Genomic DNA, 15475 nt, shown 5'->3' with positions numbered 1-15475 from the left:
CGAGGCTGACATATGCGCGAGCGGCGCGGCCTGATCAGCCGGGACACCCGGCCCGAGACAGAGCTGATCCGGTTTGTGATCGATCCGCAAGGCGGAATTGTTCCTGATCTGGCCTCAAAGCTTCCGGGACGGGGTGCCTGGGTTGAGGCAGACCGACAGAGCGTGGAGACGGCGGTTGGCAAGGGTCATCTGTCGCGGGCGCTCAAAGGCGGGAAGGCGTTGGCGGGTCTGGCAGATCAGGTTGATGCCGGGTTGGCTCAGCGGGCCCTGTCGCTGCTGGGCCTGTTGCGGAGGTCAGGCCAGCTTGCGGTGGGCATGGATGCCGCAAGGCTGGCGATCAAAGCCAACCGTCCGGCCTGGCGGCTAGAGGCCAGCGATGGTGCGGCGGATGGCCGGTCAAAGCTTGACCGGCTGACATTTGCAAAATGGGGCAGTGTTCCTGTTTGCGGATGTTTCGCGGCAGAAGAATTGGGAGCGGCATTGGGGCGCGATCATGTTGTCCATGCCGTTCTGGCCGAAAGTCCGCAAGCGCGGTCGTTCGGATACGTGATGAACAGGCTTGCGGGCTTCCGGGAACTCGATCCGGGCGCGCAAGCGGAGAAGAGTGGTTGAATCAAGGCGGAAGCTGGCTAGGTTAGCGGGCCTTCAAGCCTTGGTGGACTTGGAAGAGGGACACCGGTCGTATGGCCGCCGGTGGTTATTCCGCGTATCAGGCCGTGGTATAAGGGTTCGCATGAGCGACAGTGACGATCGAAATCAGGGTGGATCAGGCCGCCGACCGCTTTCCTTGAGCCGGGGCGGTTCCGGAACCGTGCAGCAAAGCTTTGCGCGCGGACGGTCCAAGTCTGTCGTGGTCGAGAAAAAGCGCAAGCGTGTAGTTACGCCGCAATCCGGCGGCGCGGGTGGTAATACGCCAGGCGCCAAGCCTGCGGCTTCTGGCGCTGCGCCAAAGAAGAACGAGTCCGCTTTGGCGGCTAAGGCACGTGAGCTGGGTCTTTCCGAGGAAGAGCTCGTCGCGCGTCAGCGCGCCATTCAGCGTGCGCGTGCTGAAGCGGCCCAAAAAGAAGAAAAGCGCCAGGCTGAAGAGGTTGAGCGCAAACAGCGGGCGGAAGAAGAACAGCGCCTGCTGGAAGAAAAACAGCGCCGCGAAGCCGAGGAGGCTGAAGAGGCCGAGCGCCGCAAGCGTGAAGCAGAGGTGGAAGCCGAAGCTGCAGCGGCTGCCGCCAAGGCGGATGCCGAGGCCCCTGCTCGCCGTGAAGCGCCGAAACAAAAAGAGTCCAGCCGCGGCCGGGAAGTGCCGCCGTCTCCTGACGACATGCTGGAAAGCATGGGTGGCCGGGTGAAAAAGAAAGGCGCCGGCCCTGGCCGGTCAGCCCCGGACAAGGCACGCGCCAAACCGGACCGCGGCCGTCAGAAAGGCAAGCTGACTATCCAGAACATTCTGGATGGAGATGAAGACCGTCAGCGGTCGCTGGCCTCTGTGCGCCGCGCCCGCGAGCGCGAAAAACAGCGCCGCCAGGAAGGCGGTGAGCGCGAGAAGATCCAGCGCGAAGTCGTGTTGCCGGAAGTGATTACCGTGCAGGAACTTGCCAGCCGGATGGCTGAGCGGGCTGCTGATGTCGTCAAATATCTGATGAAGCAGGGCCAGATGGTCCGTGTGAATGACGTGCTTGATCTCGATACAGCCGAGCTGATCATCGAAGATTTCGGGCATATCGCGAAACGTGTATCGGAATCCGACGTTGAAGAAGGCTTCATCGAGGAAGACGATCCGGAAGACACGAAAAAGCCGCGTCCGCCGGTTGTGACCGTGATGGGCCATGTCGATCACGGCAAAACCTCGCTGCTGGATGCCTTGCGCGAAACCGATGTGGTCGCCGGGGAAGCGGGCGGTATCACCCAGCACATTGGTGCCTATCAGGTGAAGCTGAAATCGGGCGACCGGATTTCCTTCCTGGATACGCCTGGCCATGCGGCCTTCTCCGCGATGCGGTCTCGGGGTGCAATGGCGACCGATATCGTCATTCTTGTGGTTGCTGCGGATGATGGCGTGATGCCGCAAACCGTTGAAGCCATCAAACACGCCCAAGCGGCCGAAGCGCCGATCATTGTGGCCGTCAACAAGATGGACCGCGAAGGCGCGAACCCGCAAAAAGTCCTGACCGACCTTTTGCAACACGAGGTGATCGTCGAAAGCATGGGCGGAGAGACACAAGCGATTGAAGTCTCGGCGCTGAAGAAAACCGGCCTGGACGAGCTGACCGACGCTATTTCGCTGCAGGCGGAATTGCTGGAACTGAAAGCCAATCCGGACCGTCCGGCTGACGGCGTTGTGGTGGAAAGCCAGGTCGAACCGGGCCGGGGCTCTGTGGCCACCGTTCTTGTTAAACGCGGCACACTCAAGCGCGGCGATATCGTTGTCGCCGGGGCTCAATGGGGTCGTGTCAGGGCGCTGATTGATGAGCGGAACCAGCAACTGAAATCCATAGGCCCGTCACAGCCGGCCGAAATTCTGGGTCTCGATGGGGCTCCGGAACCGGGTGAATTATTCGCCGTGGTCGACAATGAAGCGCGCGCGCGTGAGATTGTGGACTACCGCCAACGCCAGAAGCGTCAGTCTGCGGCCGCTGCCGGGACGGGTGGCGCGTCGCTGGAACAGATGCTGGCGCGGTTGAAGACCAGTGATGTGTCGGAAATGCCGCTGGTGGTAAAAGCGGACGTGCAGGGCTCGGCTGAAGCCATCACGCAATCGCTTGAAAAGATCGGGAATGAAGAAGTTCAGGCGCGGGTTATTCACCAGGCCGCTGGTGGTGTGAATGAGTCGGACATCCTGCTGGCGAAAGCCTCGGGCGCTCCGGTGTTTGCGTTCAACGTCCGTGCCAATAAGCAAGCACGCGACCTGGCCGAACAGGAAGGCGTTGAGATCCGCTATTATTCGGTGATCTATGACCTAATCGACGACGTCAAAGGCACGCTGGAAGGCATGCTGGCACCGGAAAAACGCGAGACCTTTATCGGTTACGCCGAAATCCTGGAAGTGTTCAATATTTCCAAGGTTGGCAAGGTGGCGGGTTGTCAGGTGACCGAGGGCGTTGTGAAGCGTGGCTCGGGCGTGCGTCTTCTGCGCGATGACACGGTGATCCATGAGGGCAAGCTGAAGACGCTGAAGCGCTTCAAGGATGAAGTGCCGGAAGTGCGCGCCGGGACAGAGTGCGGTATGGCGTTCGAGAATTATGAAGACATTCAGAAGGGCGACCTGATTGAATGCTTCGAGGTCGAAGAAGTCGAGCGTACGCTCTGATCCATAGCTCCTTTCGCATCAACGTGAAAAGCGGTGCCCTCGGTCCGATCCCGGCGCACTGGAAAGAGATATAAATGACCCGTCACGGCTCTCCCCAAATGGGCGCAAAACTGCCTTCGCAGCGACAATTGCGGGCCGGTGAGCTGGTGCGCCATGCGCTGGTGGAGATTCTTCAACGTGAGGAATTGCGCGACCCTGCCCTGCAGGGCGTGGATGTGACCATCACTGAAGTGCGGGCTGCGCCGGACCTGAAGACCGCACGGGTCTTTGTGGCGCCGCTGGGCGCAGGTGATCGCGAAGCTGTGGCCGGTGGGCTGAACCGGTGTGCGGGATTCCTACGTGGCCGGCTGGGCAAGCAGATCGAGATGAAGTTTACGCCCGAGCTTCGCTTTGTGGCCGACGACCGGTTTGATCAAGCCAGCCGCATTGATGAATTGCTAGCCCAACCTTCCGTCAAACGCGATCTCGACCCGGGTCTGGCGGATGAGGTCGACGACTAGATGGGCCGCCGCAAGAAGGGCCAGGACATTCATGGTTGGGTCTTGCTGGACAAGCCACTGGATGTGACTTCTACGCAGGCGGTGTCGAAAGTCAGGCGTATTTTCGACGCGAAGAAAGCCGGTCATGCCGGTACGCTCGACCCTTTGGCGACAGGGCTGTTGCCTGTCGCGTTGGGGGAAGCGACCAAGACCGTCCCGATCGCACAGGAAGGCGATAAAACCTATCGCTTTACCATTCGCTGGGGCGTGACCACTGATACGCTCGATGCGGAAGGCGAGGTCACCGCGACCTCCGACATCCGGCCGACACGAGATGAGATTGAAGCGATCCTGCCGGATTTCATTGGCGAGATTGATCAGGTGCCACCAAAATTTTCTGCCATCAAGGTGAAGGGCGAGCGGGCCTATGATCTGGCGCGTGACGGTGTCGAGGTCGAGCTTGATCCCCGCCCGGTCCGCATAGAGCGACTGGAGATTGTCGATACGCTATCGGCGGATGAAACCGCCTTTGAAATGGATTGCGGCAAGGGCACGTATGTGCGCTCCCTGGCGCGCGATCTGGCGTTTGAACTCGGCACGGAAGGGCATATCTCGGCCCTGCGAAGAACCCGCGTGGGCGGGTTTGAAGAAACTTCTGCCATATCGCTGGACGAATTGGCGGATTTGGCCCATAAGGGCCGCGCTTTTGAGGGGCTTGCCCCGGTTGAGACCGCGCTGGACGACATCCCGGCGCTGGCCATAACCGAGGATGAAGCCACTCAAATTCGCCAGGGACGTGCCATCGTCCTGCTTCCGCGCATTGCGCAGGAGCTTCGCGCGCTTCGACGCCCCCGAGACATTTCCGGCAAAGACGGGTCTCGAATAGCGGTTGCGATGTGCGGGGAGATGGCGGTCGCTCTTGGCGAGGCCCAGGCCGGCAAGTTTCAGCCGTCCCGGGTGTTTAATCACAACTGACCAATGCCCTAAGCGGGCGAAGAAAGGAAATCCGATGTCGATTACGCAAGAGCGCAAAGGCGCGCTTATCAACGAGTTTGCCCAAGGCAAGGCCGATACCGGTTCTCCGGAAGTTCAGATCGCGATCCTGTCGGAACGTATCTCCAACCTCACGGAACACTTCAAAACCCACAAGAAGGACAATCACTCCCGTCGTGGCCTTCTTAAGATGGTGTCTCAGCGCCGCCGTCTTCTCGACTATCTGAAAGCAAAAGACGAAGCCCGCTATAAAGCGGTCATCGAGAAGTTGGGTCTGCGCCGCTAGATCTTTTTATCCGAGACGGGATGAAAGCACGTACGAGATGTTTGAAATTCACAAAGAAACAATTGAATGGGGCGGCCGTGAGCTGACCCTCGAGACCGGCAAAGTCGCCCGCCAGGCGGACGGCGCTGTCATGGTCACCTATGGCGAAACGACGGTCCTGGCGACCGCCGTTGGCGTCAAAAACGTCAAGCCGGGAGCCGACTTTTTCCCGCTGACCGTCAACTATCAGGAAAAATACTTTGCCGCCGGAAAGATTCCTGGCGGTTTTTTCAAGCGTGAGGGCCGGCCGACTGAAAAGGAAACGCTGACCTCCCGCCTGATCGACCGTCCGATCCGTCCGCTCTTCCCGAAAGGCTTCAAGAATGAAGTCCAGGTGATGCTGACGGTTCTGTCGCACGACATGGAAAATGACCCGGATGTGGTCGCCATGATCGGCGCATCTGCGGCGCTCTGCATTTCCGGTCTGCCCTTCATGGGTCCGATCGGCGCGGCACGCGTGGGCTATATCGATGGCGAATATGTTCTCAACCCGCTGGTTGATGACATGGAAAACAGCGAGCTCGACCTGGTGGTCGCGGGCACGCATGACGCCGTGATGATGGTGGAGTCCGAAGCCAAAGAGCTGGCCGAAGACATCATGCTCGGCGCGGTCATGTTCGGCCAGAAAGAGTTCCAGCCGGTGCTGGACGCAATCATAAAGCTGGCTGAAAAGTCGGCCAAAGAGCCTTGGGAATTTGCGCCGGAAGACCATTCCGACGTCGCAGCCAAGGTTCGCGAGCTGGTCGAAGCCGATCTGGCTGCCGCCTACACCATCACCGACAAGACCGAGCGCTATGCAGCGGTCGGTGCGGCGAAAGACAAGGCCAAGGAAGCTCTGGGCGAAAGCGAAGAAAATCCGGACGGCATTCCGGGCGTGGTCCTCGGTGATGTGCTGAAATCGGTGGAATCCTCCATCGTTCGCGGCGGCATCATCAAGACCGGCAAGCGGATTGATGGCCGCAAGCTGGACGAAGTTCGCGACATCGTCTCTGAAGCCGGCATTCTGCCGCGCACGCACGGGTCTGCGCTGTTTACGCGTGGTGAAACGCAAGGTCTGGTCGTGGCGACTCTGGGCACGGGTGAAGACGAGCAGTTCATCGACGCGCTGACGGGAACCTATAAGGAGCGCTTCATGCTCCATTATAACTTCCCGCCTTACTCGGTGGGTGAAACCAGCTTCCGTCTGGCTCCGGGCCGCCGTGAAATTGGCCATGGCAAGCTGGCCTGGCGTGCGGTTCGCGCCGTTCTGCCGGATGCGGAAAGCTTCCCTTACACCATCCGCCTGGTCTCCGAGATCACCGAATCCAACGGCTCGTCTTCCATGGCGACTGTGTGTGGTGCTTCTCTGGCGATGATGGATGCCGGTGTGCCGATCACGCGCCCGGTTTCGGGTATCGCGATGGGTCTCATCAAGGATCCGGACGGTGTGGCGGTTCTCTCCGATATTCTCGGGGATGAGGATCATCTCGGCGATATGGATTTCAAAGTGGCGGGTACGACCGAAGGCGTCACCTCGCTGCAGATGGACATCAAGATTGCTGGTATCACCGAAGACATCATGAAAACGGCGCTGGATCAGGCCAAGGGCGGCCGCCTGCACATTCTCGACAAGATGAATGAAGCGCTTGGCACGGCCCGTGAAGAAGTCGGCGAGTACGCACCGCGCATCGAAACGATCACCATTCCGACGGACAAAATCCGCGATGTGATCGGGACAGGCGGCAAGGTGATCCGCGAGATCGTGGAAGTCACCGGTGCCAAGGTCGACGTCAATGATGACGGCGTCATCAAAGTGTCCTCGCCGGATGGCAAATCCATCCGCGCGGCACTCGACTGGATCCACAGCCTGACTGCGGAGCCGGAAGTGGGCGAGATCTACAAAGGCAAGGTCGTCAAAGTGATGGACTTCGGTGCCTTCGTGAACTTCTTCGGTCCGAAAGACGGCCTCGTGCACGTTTCTCAAATGAAGAATGAGCGCGTTGGTCATCCCAAAGACGTCGTCGCCGAAGGCGATGAGGTCTACGTCAAGCTGATGGGCTTTGATGATCGCGGCAAGGTTCGCCTGTCGATGAAAGTCGTCGATCAGGAGTCTGGCGAAGAGATCAAAAAAGAAGAAAAAGCCTCTGACGAAGAGGAATAGCCTTTTGTCTCAGTTTTGCTGAAACCAAGAACCCCGCTGGAGCGATCCGGCGGGGTTTTTCTACGCCGCCTTCAAGCGGTCCCGATAGCGGCGGCTGCCGGGAATGCGCGACCCATCTGAGAGGGTCAGCGTTACATCCCCTTCGCCGGTCGGCGAGATTTCGGTAATCGCTGCCTGATTGACCAACCAGGAGCGGTGCACGCGGACCGCATCGACACTCGCTTCAGTCAACTGTTTTTCGAGTTCTGCGAGGGTCATGCGGGCGAGATGTTCGCCCGTCGGCGTGCGCACTTCTACATAGTTACCGGCGGCCTTGGCGCTCATGAAGCCGTTGGCCTCGATATAGATTTGACGGCCGCCACATTTCAGCGTGAGGCGTTGGGTGGAGCGTGCTTCTTGGCGCGCCGCGTCGAGCTCCAGCCGCGCCATTTCAAACTCACGGAAGACATAGATCAGGGCGAGCGGGCCAAAATAGGCCGGCAAGAGTTTACGGTATTCATAGATGAAGACGAGGCCCGGCGTATCATTGAACAGGTCATAGCTTCGCCCGAAGAGCAAGGGCCAGGCGGTTGCGCGAAAAAGCGCCATCCAGGCAATCACAATCGCGGCAAAAACGAGACTCCCGCCAATGTGGATTATCAGCGACCGCTTCCAGACGCTCGGACTGATCGGGCCCTGCTTTTCGATCCAGCGGATCAGAAAAAAGAGCGGAATGATGATAAGCGGGCTAGTGCCTTCGCGTATCCAGGGTTCCAGCCAGGGCGCCTCGATGCCCGCGAGGTCGCGCTCGATCAGGATCGAGGTTGAGCTGATGATCCAGACCATCAACACAATCAATGCCGAAACCAGAAAAGCCTGACGGCCCACCCGGGCTTCGGCTTCCTGTTCGCGCTGAAAGTCCGTATCGCTCATGGCGTCAAGTCTGCCATAGGTCGATTAACTGGCAAGACCAGGCTCTGCCGCTCGCCCCCGCCTGCCGCCTTTCACCCCTTCCACGCAGCTGTTTGACCCCAATAGCCGTCATCAATCCCCGGCTTGTCGCAGCATTTTGCGTTTTCGGCTTCATTCGGCGGGTTGATCGCCGGAGCGCCACATCATGTCCTCGACCCCTCTTAATCCAAGTGCTGTTTTCACCCGCCGTCACGATCTCGATTGGCTGCGGATTCTCGCTTTTGGGCTGCTGATTTTCTATCACATCGGCGTTTTCTACACCGAAGCTGATTGGCACGCAGCGAGTGCCTACCAGACTGATGTCATCGAGCCCTTCATGTGGCTCTCAAGCCCGTGGCGGTTGCCCTTGCTTTTCTTCATTTCCGGCGTGGCGATCCGCTTCCTGTCGGACAAGCTGGGCAGCTTGTCTTTTGGGCGCGACCGGGTCTGGCGGCTCTTCCCGGTCATTCTGTTCGGCATGTATGTGATCGTGGCACCGCAAACTTATGTCGAGGTGACACGAACGGGTCAGTTTTCCGGCGGTTTTCTTGAGTTTTACCGATCTTATGCAGGCGAATGGGGCGGGCCCTGGAGCGTCCACACGCCGACCTGGAATCATCTCTGGTATGTGGTCTATCTCTTTGTTTACTCCCTGCTTCTGGTGCCGTTTTTGCCGGTTCTGAGATGGGTGGCAGATGGCAAGGCCATGGCCGCTCTTGGACGCCTGCTTGCGCGCCCGATTATGGGACCCATCCTGTTGATCGCCCTGCCGGTCGTCCCGCTCCTGATCTATCGCCTTGTGCTGGTCCCGCAGTTTCCAACCACCCATGCCCTGTTTGATGACTGGGCCAATCACGCCAACAGCCTCACCTTCCTGATTTATGGATATCTGATCGCGAAGAACCGGGACATGTGGGCAGGCGTCTATCGCGCCCTTCCCCTGACCGGGGCAGTCACGCTGATCGCGATGGCGGGTCTCTTCTTCAGCTATATGAGTTGGGACCGGGCTGTTGAGAATGAAGCCTGGCTGTGGGCCGCCCGGATTGCGCGTGTGGTCTATTCCTGGACGATCATCCTGACTCTGGCGGCGCTGGCGCATAAATTCCTGAATCGCGATGGGCCGGCCCGCCGTTATCTGACCGAGGCGATTTTTCCCTATTACATTTTGCACCAGACGATCACGGTTGTGGCGGGCCAATGGCTGACCGGCATGGCGTTGGGTGGGCCGCTGGAATTTGCGCTGGTGACCGGGATCACGATTGGTGGTTGCATAATTGGCTTTGAGCTCATCCGCCGGATCCCGCCTCTGCGGCCGGTTTTGGGATTGAAGCTGCGTGCCGACACAAGACCGACACCGCACCCGCAAGCCGCCGAATAGTCCAGCGTTCAATCATTACCGATTTTTCAGGACGCCAGACCCAATCCCCGGTTAAACTGTCGCCGAACGGACTGGCCCGCCCTATTTCTGAGCGGGCCCGTCTTTTTTGGGAGGATTTCATGATCGGTAAGACAGCGCGTTCCATCACGGGCGCTTTGGCAGCTTTTGGTTTGATGCTGGGCAGCGCCGCCATGGCGCAGGACGAAGCCTATCGGTTGCCGCCTCAGGATATCGTCGACATCGTCGATGCGCCGAACGCGCCCTGGACGACGTTTTCGCCGAACCGCCAGCACCTGCTCTTGATCCATCGCGAAAGCCTGCCGCCAGTGTCTGAACTGGCGCGCCCGATGGAACGCCTGGCCGGTATGCGGCTCGATGCGGTGACGAATGGCCGTCATGGGCCGCGCACGGCGATTGGCCTGTCAGTGATTAATGTCACGACGGGTGAAGAGCGCGAGATTGATCTGCCGGAAGATGTCGGCCTATCGAATTTTGATTGGTCGCCGGATGGCCGCTATGCCGCTTTCGTCGTGACGCAAGGCGATACGCTTTCGGTCTGGGTGGCGGATATGGAGCGCGCTCGCGCCCGCGAAGTGATTGCCGAAGGCGTGAATGCCGTCTTCGATCCGATCCGCTGGATGCCGGACAGCGAAACTCTTCTCGTCAATACCATTCCGGCAAATCGCGGCCCCATGCCTGAACGTCCGCTGGTTCCGGCGGGTCCGGTGATTCAGGAAGCCGGCGGCTATGAAGCTCCGGTGCGGACCTATCAGGACCTTCTGGAAGATGCCCATGATGCGGCGCTGTTTGCCTGGCTGGCAGAATCCCAGCTGGTGGCTGTGAATGTCCGCCGCGGCCGTGCGCGCCCTGTGGGTGAGCCGGGCTTTTTCTATTCCGCTGATCCGGCCCCGGGTGGGGAGATGATCCTGATCGGGGAAATGCTCCAGCCCTTCTCCTACGATGTGCCGTGGTCGCGCTTTGCCGACCGCACCTATGTGATTGATCTGGACGGCAATGAGATTGCCGAGATCGCCCAACAGCCGATCGCCGATAATGTACCGATTGGCGGGGTGATTTCCGGCCGTCGTAATGTCGGCTGGCAGGCCTCCCATCCGGCGCGTGTCGTCTGGGCGGAAGCTCTGGACGGTGGCGACCCTCGCGTGGAGGCAGACCAGCGCGACAGTGTCTGGATGCTGGATGCACCCTTTGATGGCGAGCCGGTTGAGGTGGTGCGTACGGAAGATCGTTATTTCGGCGCGCAATTTACCTCGCAAGGCGAAACAGCAATTGCGGTGGAATATGATCGCGATACGCGGATTGTCCGCCGCTGGGTGGTTGATTTCGCCAATCCGGGTGCAGAGCCACGCCTGGCAGAAGAACGCAATCTGCAGGACAGCTATGCCGATCCGGGCTCGCCCCAGACCGTCCGGAATGAGTTTGGCCGGTCTGTTGCTGCAGTTCAGGACGGATTTCTTTACTTTACCGGCACGGGCGCGACCCCGGAGGGCAACCGGCCTTTCCTGAACCGCGTCAGCTTTGAAACCTTCGAGGCGGAAGAGCTGTGGCGCAATTCCGGTGACAATCTTGAGAGCGTGATTGGCCTGGTGGAGCCGGATGGCTCGGCCTTCCTGACGTCCTATCAGGACCCGATCACGCCGCCGAATGTGCGCCTGAATGGCGACGGTGAGGTGCGGGCCATCACGGAGTTTGCCAACCCGCACCCGCAGCTCAACGACATCTATCGCGAGCTGATCACCTATGAGCGGGAAGATGGCGTCTCGCTGTCGGCCACGCTGTATCTGCCCGCCGGCTATGATGTGGAGCGTGACGGTCCGTTGCCGCTTCTGATCTGGGCCTATCCGCTGGAATATAATGATGCCGCCACCGCCGGTCAGGTGCGGGGCTCACCGCATCAATTTACCCGCGTGGCCGGGACCAGCCCGCGCTTTCTGGTGACGCAGGGCTATGCCCTTTTGGAAAACGCCACCATGCCGGTGGTGGGGGATGACCCGGAAACGGTCAATGACACCTTCATCGAGCAGCTGGTGCTGTCGGCGGAAGCCGCAATTGACGAAGCCGTTCGCCGGGGCATCAGTGATGGGGATCGTGTCGCGATTGCCGGTCACTCCTATGGGGCGTTCATGACGGCGCACCTCCTGGCGGCGAGTGACCTCTTCCGTACAGGGATTGCCCGCTCGGGCGCGTATAACCGCACGCTGACGCCGTTTGGTTTCCAGTCAGAACGCCGGACTTTCTGGGCGGCTCCGGATACCTATTTCGAACTGTCGCCCTTCATGCATGCCGATGACATCAATGAGCCGATCCTTCTGATCCATGGTCAGGTGGACAATAATTCCGGCACCTTCCCCATGCAGTCCGAACGCATGTTTGCAGCGGTGAAAGGCAATGCCGGAACGGCGCGGCTTGTGATGCTGCCTCATGAAAGCCATGGCTATCGCGGACGCGAGAGCGTTCTGCATGTGCTGGCGGAATCCATCGACTGGCTAAACACCTGGGTGTTGCCGGAAGATGATCCGCGCACCCGTTCGGAACCGTCAGGTGATGGCGCAGGGCAATAGGCCCAGTCAGCTAACGGCCAAGAAAAACCCCGCTGGAGCGATCCGGCGGGGTTTGTCTTTAGGGCTTGGGCTTACCCCTACTCATCCTCATCCGTGCTGGGCACAGCAACGGCGTGGAAACCTGCATCGACATGCAGGGTTTCGCCGGTACAGGAATGTCCCAAATCAGACAGGAGATAGAGCGCGGCCCCGGCTACACCTTCCATACGGGTGTCTTCCTTCATCATTGACCAGTCGCGACCGGTTTTCATAAGGGATTTACCGCCGGTGATGCCGGCCATGGCCAGCGTGCGCATCGGGCCCGCCGACAGCGCGTTGACGCGAATACCAGACGGGCCGAGATCGCGTGCCATATAGCGCGTGCTGGCTTCCAGCGCCGCCTTGGCCACGCCCATGACATTATACGACGGCACAACACGTTCCGAGCCGAGATAAGTAAGGGTCACCATGGAGCCGCCATCGGGCATCAGTTTCGAGGCGCGTTTACCGGCGTCTACGAATGAGAAGGCCGAAATTTCCATCGCCCGGCGCCAGCCTTCACGTGTGGTATTTTCGGTGAAAGAGCCGACAAGTTCGTCCTTTCCCGCAAAAGCAATGGCGTGAACCAGGAAATCAATCGTGCCCCACTTGTCTTCCAGCGCCTTGAAGCAGGCATCCATGGACGCATCATCGGTGACATCCGCTGAGAGCATGAAAGGCTCACCGCCCAGGCTTTCCACCAGTGGCCGCACGCGCTTTTCCAGTGCCTCACCCTGATAGGAGAAGGCCAGTTCTGCGCCTTGCGCTGAAAGCTGCTGGGCAATGCCCCAGGCAATCGAGTTCTTGTTCGCGACGCCCATGACGAGGCCGCGCTTGCCCTTCATCAGATCGCCCTTGGGGAAAACGGTATCAGACATGAGACAACCTCGTTTAAACTAGACTTTGGAGACGACGACGGTGCCGTTCGTGCCACCAAAGCCGAAGGAATTCGACATGGCGGTATTCAGTGTCGCTTCGCGCGCTTCGGTGACAATCGGCAGGTTCAGAGCCGCGATATCCGGGTCCATATTGAACACGTTGATCGACGGGGCGACAAAGCCGCCTTCCATCATAAGCAGCGTATAGGCCAGCTCATGCGCACCTGCGGCACCTAGCGAGTGACCGGTCATGGACTTGGTCGCTGAAATCATCGGGGCCTTGTCGCCGAAGACCTCTTTGACGGCTTTCATCTCGGCGATATCGCCAACCGGCGTCGCGGTGGCATGCGGGTTGAGATAGTCAATCCCGCCCGAAACGGTTTCCATGGCCAGCTTCATGGAGCGCACCGCGCCTTCACCTGAGGGTGCGACCATGTCATGGCCATCAGACGTGGCGCCATAGCCGGTGATCTCGGCCAGGACCGGCGCGCCACGCTTTTTCGCGCGCTCATACTCTTCCAGAACGAAAACGCCTGCCCCGGCACCGCCCACAAACCCGTCGCGGTCTTTGTCGAAAGCCCGTGAGGCGTGTTCTGGCGTGTCGTTGTATTTGGTCGACATGGCGCCCATGGCGTCAAACAGGTTCGATAGCGCCCAGTGGATTTCCTCACAGCCACCGGCAAACATCACATCCTGCTTGCCCCACTGGATTTGCTCTGCGGCCGCGCCCACGCAGTGCAGCGAGGTCGTGCAGGCCGAGGTGATGGAATAGTTCACGCCCAGAATTTTGAACGGTGTGGCCAGTGTGGCTGAGGCGGTCGAGCTCATCGCCTTGGGCACGGCAAAGGGGCCGATGCGGCGCGGGCCTTTATCGCGGGTGATGTCAGCGGCGCCAACAATCGTACCCGCCGAAGGTCCACCGGAACCCATGATGATGCCGGTGCGGGGGTTGGAGATGTCAGCTTCGGCGATGCCGGAGGCGGCAATGGCCTGTTCCATCGCCATATAACACCAGCCTGCGCCTTCACTCATGAAGCGGTAGACGCGCTTGTCGACATGGTCGGCCGGGTTGATGTCAGGCTTGGCGCCGACCTGGCATTTGAAATTATGGTCGGCAAAATCCTGCATGAAGCGGATGCCGGATTTACCCGCTTTCAGAGAGGCGGAGACTTCTTCGGCATTGTTGCCAATGGGGGAAATGACGCCCAACCCTGTAATCACAACACGGCGCATGAAAAACTCCCTGATGAGTTGACCTAGCCAGCCTGCTGGCGGGCGAGATCCTCGGGTTTGAACAGGCCAACCTTGAGGTCTTTGGCACTATAAATCTCACGGCCATCGGCGAGCAGGCGGGCATCGGCGACGCCCAGCACAAGGCCGCGCTTGATGACTTTGCGGATGTCGATTTCGTAACGAACCAGCCTTACGTCCGGCGTGACCTGACCGGTAAACTTCACCTCGCCACAGCCCAAAGCGCGGCCTTTGCCGGGATTGCCTTCCCAGACCAGCCAGAAGCCGACCATTTGCCACATGGCATCCAGACCAAGGCAGCCCGGCATGACCGGGTCGCCGGGGAAGTGGCATTCAAAGAACCATTTGTCGTCGGTGATATCGAGCTCTGCGATAACCTGGCCCTTGCCATATTTTCCGCCCTCATCAGAGATGTGGGTGATGCGATCCATCATCAACATGGGCGGGGCAGGCAGCTGGCCATTGCCGGGCCCGTAGAGCTCTCCGCTGGCAGAGCGCAGCAAGTCTTCGTACGAAAGCGCGTTCGGACGTTCAGTCATATGTTATCCCGTGCGGTGACGGTCCGCATTATGATTTGGAACGGAAGATCAAGCCGTCAGATATCCACCGCTTTCAGCGCTGAGCGGTATCATGCGGGGGCGGCGCACTCAAGGCAGCGAGGCTGTGTTCTGCACCGTCTTCAAGACCCAGATCGGCCGGCAAAATTCCCCAGATCTGATCGGCTGGCGCCCAACCATGATGCCCCTGCGCTTCCAGACGGCACCACCCTCGGCGCAGCGCTCGAGATCAAGGATTGCGCCCGGCTCAACAATGGCTTCAATATTCGCCTCTTCATCGGGCCGGATCCGCAGCTCGGTCCCGACCGGAATGTAGACCGTCCGGCGGCCCGATAGCAGCGATTGGTGCATCCAGGTCACTTCGCCATCCGGGTCTTCCACCCGCCGCCAGCCGGGCGCTTCAGCTGTGACACGCAAGGGCAGGCCTGCGCGTACATAGCGCCAGGCAATGGGATGGTCCTGACTGGGCCCCGACCGGCCATGTGCCACGCCCACTTTCAGTGAAACAAAGCGCGGAACCGGAAAGCCGGACGGCGTATCGGCCTGCTGTGCCCACAGGGCCGGTGTGGGGCAGGCGATAACCATAATGGCAAGGACGAGGCGATAGATTTTCATGGCTGTCCAGATGCGGCCAACGGGGTGAACA

At 59.8% G+C, this 15475-nt stretch carries 13 protein-coding genes; 8 read left to right on the top strand and 5 right to left on the bottom strand.

Features of this window, described 5'->3' with window-relative positions; all coding sequences use genetic code 11:
* The first annotated feature begins 12 nt into the window (after nucleotides 1-12).
* From ACO079_RS09385 to pnp, 6 genes are all read left to right on the top strand, one after another.
* Nucleotides 13-612: an RNA-binding protein gene (locus ACO079_RS09385; protein WP_421789489.1), complete on the top strand. Its 600-nt coding sequence runs from the start codon at nucleotides 13-15 to the stop codon at nucleotides 610-612.
* A gap of 121 nt (nucleotides 613-733) precedes the next feature.
* Nucleotides 734-3301, top strand: a complete 2568-nt coding sequence (gene infB, locus ACO079_RS09380) for a translation initiation factor IF-2 (RefSeq protein ID WP_421789488.1) — start codon at nucleotides 734-736, stop codon at nucleotides 3299-3301.
* A 74-nt stretch (nucleotides 3302-3375) separates the two neighbouring features.
* A complete protein-coding gene (rbfA, locus tag ACO079_RS09375; protein WP_421789487.1) occupies nucleotides 3376-3801 on the top strand; it encodes a 30S ribosome-binding factor RbfA in 426 nt (141 codons plus the stop codon).
* A complete protein-coding gene (truB, locus tag ACO079_RS09370) occupies nucleotides 3802-4755 on the top strand; it encodes a tRNA pseudouridine(55) synthase TruB (RefSeq protein WP_421789486.1) in 954 nt (317 codons plus the stop codon).
* Between the two features lie 34 nt (nucleotides 4756-4789).
* Nucleotides 4790-5059: a 30S ribosomal protein S15 gene (gene rpsO, locus ACO079_RS09365; protein ID WP_421789485.1), complete on the top strand. Its 270-nt coding sequence runs from the start codon at nucleotides 4790-4792 to the stop codon at nucleotides 5057-5059.
* Between the two features lie 37 nt (nucleotides 5060-5096).
* A complete protein-coding gene (gene pnp / locus ACO079_RS09360) occupies nucleotides 5097-7238 on the top strand; it encodes a polyribonucleotide nucleotidyltransferase (RefSeq protein WP_421789484.1) in 2142 nt (713 codons plus the stop codon).
* Nucleotides 7239-7298: 60 nt separating this feature from the next.
* On the opposite strand, the gene ACO079_RS09355 is transcribed toward pnp, so the two are convergent.
* The gene (locus ACO079_RS09355; RefSeq protein ID WP_421789483.1) at nucleotides 7299-8150 is read right to left on the bottom strand and encodes a LytTR family DNA-binding domain-containing protein; all 852 of its coding nucleotides are present in this window, start codon (nucleotides 8148-8150) and stop codon (nucleotides 7299-7301) included.
* A gap of 184 nt (nucleotides 8151-8334) precedes the next feature.
* On the opposite strand from ACO079_RS09355, the gene ACO079_RS09350 reads away from it, so the two are divergent.
* The gene (locus ACO079_RS09350; RefSeq protein ID WP_421789482.1) at nucleotides 8335-9546 is read left to right on the top strand and encodes an acyltransferase family protein; all 1212 of its coding nucleotides are present in this window, start codon (nucleotides 8335-8337) and stop codon (nucleotides 9544-9546) included.
* Nucleotides 9547-9665: 119 nt separating this feature from the next.
* Nucleotides 9666-12125, top strand: a complete 2460-nt coding sequence (locus ACO079_RS09345; RefSeq protein ID WP_421789481.1) for a prolyl oligopeptidase family serine peptidase — start codon at nucleotides 9666-9668, stop codon at nucleotides 12123-12125.
* Nucleotides 12126-12202: 77 nt separating this feature from the next.
* On the opposite strand, the gene ACO079_RS09340 is transcribed toward ACO079_RS09345, so the two are convergent.
* The 4 genes from ACO079_RS09340 to ACO079_RS09325 form a co-directional block, all read right to left on the bottom strand.
* A complete protein-coding gene (locus ACO079_RS09340) occupies nucleotides 12203-13021 on the bottom strand; it encodes an enoyl-ACP reductase FabI (protein WP_421789480.1) in 819 nt (272 codons plus the stop codon).
* A gap of 18 nt (nucleotides 13022-13039) precedes the next feature.
* On the bottom strand, nucleotides 13040-14254 hold the full coding sequence (gene fabB, locus ACO079_RS09335; protein ID WP_421789479.1) for a beta-ketoacyl-ACP synthase I: 1215 nt from the start codon (nucleotides 14252-14254) through the stop codon (nucleotides 13040-13042).
* Between the two features lie 23 nt (nucleotides 14255-14277).
* Nucleotides 14278-14811 (bottom strand): 3-hydroxyacyl-[acyl-carrier-protein] dehydratase FabA, encoded by a 534-nt coding sequence (gene fabA / locus ACO079_RS09330; RefSeq protein ID WP_421789478.1) that lies wholly within the window; start codon nucleotides 14809-14811, stop codon nucleotides 14278-14280.
* A 108-nt stretch (nucleotides 14812-14919) separates the two neighbouring features.
* Nucleotides 14920-15444 (bottom strand): SH3 domain-containing protein, encoded by a 525-nt coding sequence (locus ACO079_RS09325; RefSeq protein WP_421789477.1) that lies wholly within the window; start codon nucleotides 15442-15444, stop codon nucleotides 14920-14922.
* Nucleotides 15445-15475: the final 31 nt, after the last annotated feature.

The sequence above is a fragment of the Hyphobacterium sp. genome, from assembly GCF_965228115.1.
Lineage (GTDB): Bacteria > Pseudomonadota > Alphaproteobacteria > Caulobacterales > Maricaulaceae > Hyphobacterium.
The sequence above is the reverse complement of the archived record's forward strand: the minus strand, read 5'-3'. Positions and strand labels throughout refer to the sequence as shown.

Excerpts from the sequence above, each read along its gene's own strand:
- fabA (WP_421789478.1), bottom strand. The coding sequence starts at position 14,811 with ATGACTGAACGTCCGAACGCGCTTTCGTACGAAGACTTGCTGCGCTCT.
- truB (WP_421789486.1), top strand. The coding sequence starts at position 3,802 with ATGGGCCGCCGCAAGAAGGGCCAGGACATTCATGGTTGGGTCTTGCTG.
- ACO079_RS09340 (WP_421789480.1), bottom strand. The coding sequence starts at position 13,021 with ATGTCTGATACCGTTTTCCCCAAGGGCGATCTGATGAAGGGCAAGCGC.
- rbfA (WP_421789487.1), top strand. The coding sequence starts at position 3,376 with ATGACCCGTCACGGCTCTCCCCAAATGGGCGCAAAACTGCCTTCGCAG.
- fabB (WP_421789479.1), bottom strand. The coding sequence starts at position 14,254 with ATGCGCCGTGTTGTGATTACAGGGTTGGGCGTCATTTCCCCCATTGGC.
- infB (WP_421789488.1), top strand. The coding sequence starts at position 734 with ATGAGCGACAGTGACGATCGAAATCAGGGTGGATCAGGCCGCCGACCG.
- ACO079_RS09325 (WP_421789477.1), bottom strand. The coding sequence starts at position 15,444 with ATGAAAATCTATCGCCTCGTCCTTGCCATTATGGTTATCGCCTGCCCC.
- ACO079_RS09345 (WP_421789481.1), top strand. The coding sequence starts at position 9,666 with ATGATCGGTAAGACAGCGCGTTCCATCACGGGCGCTTTGGCAGCTTTT.
- ACO079_RS09355 (WP_421789483.1), bottom strand. The coding sequence starts at position 8,150 with ATGAGCGATACGGACTTTCAGCGCGAACAGGAAGCCGAAGCCCGGGTG.
- pnp (WP_421789484.1), top strand. The coding sequence starts at position 5,097 with ATGTTTGAAATTCACAAAGAAACAATTGAATGGGGCGGCCGTGAGCTG.
- ACO079_RS09385 (WP_421789489.1), top strand. The coding sequence starts at position 13 with ATGCGCGAGCGGCGCGGCCTGATCAGCCGGGACACCCGGCCCGAGACA.
- ACO079_RS09350 (WP_421789482.1), top strand. The coding sequence starts at position 8,335 with ATGTCCTCGACCCCTCTTAATCCAAGTGCTGTTTTCACCCGCCGTCAC.
- rpsO (WP_421789485.1), top strand. The coding sequence starts at position 4,790 with ATGTCGATTACGCAAGAGCGCAAAGGCGCGCTTATCAACGAGTTTGCC.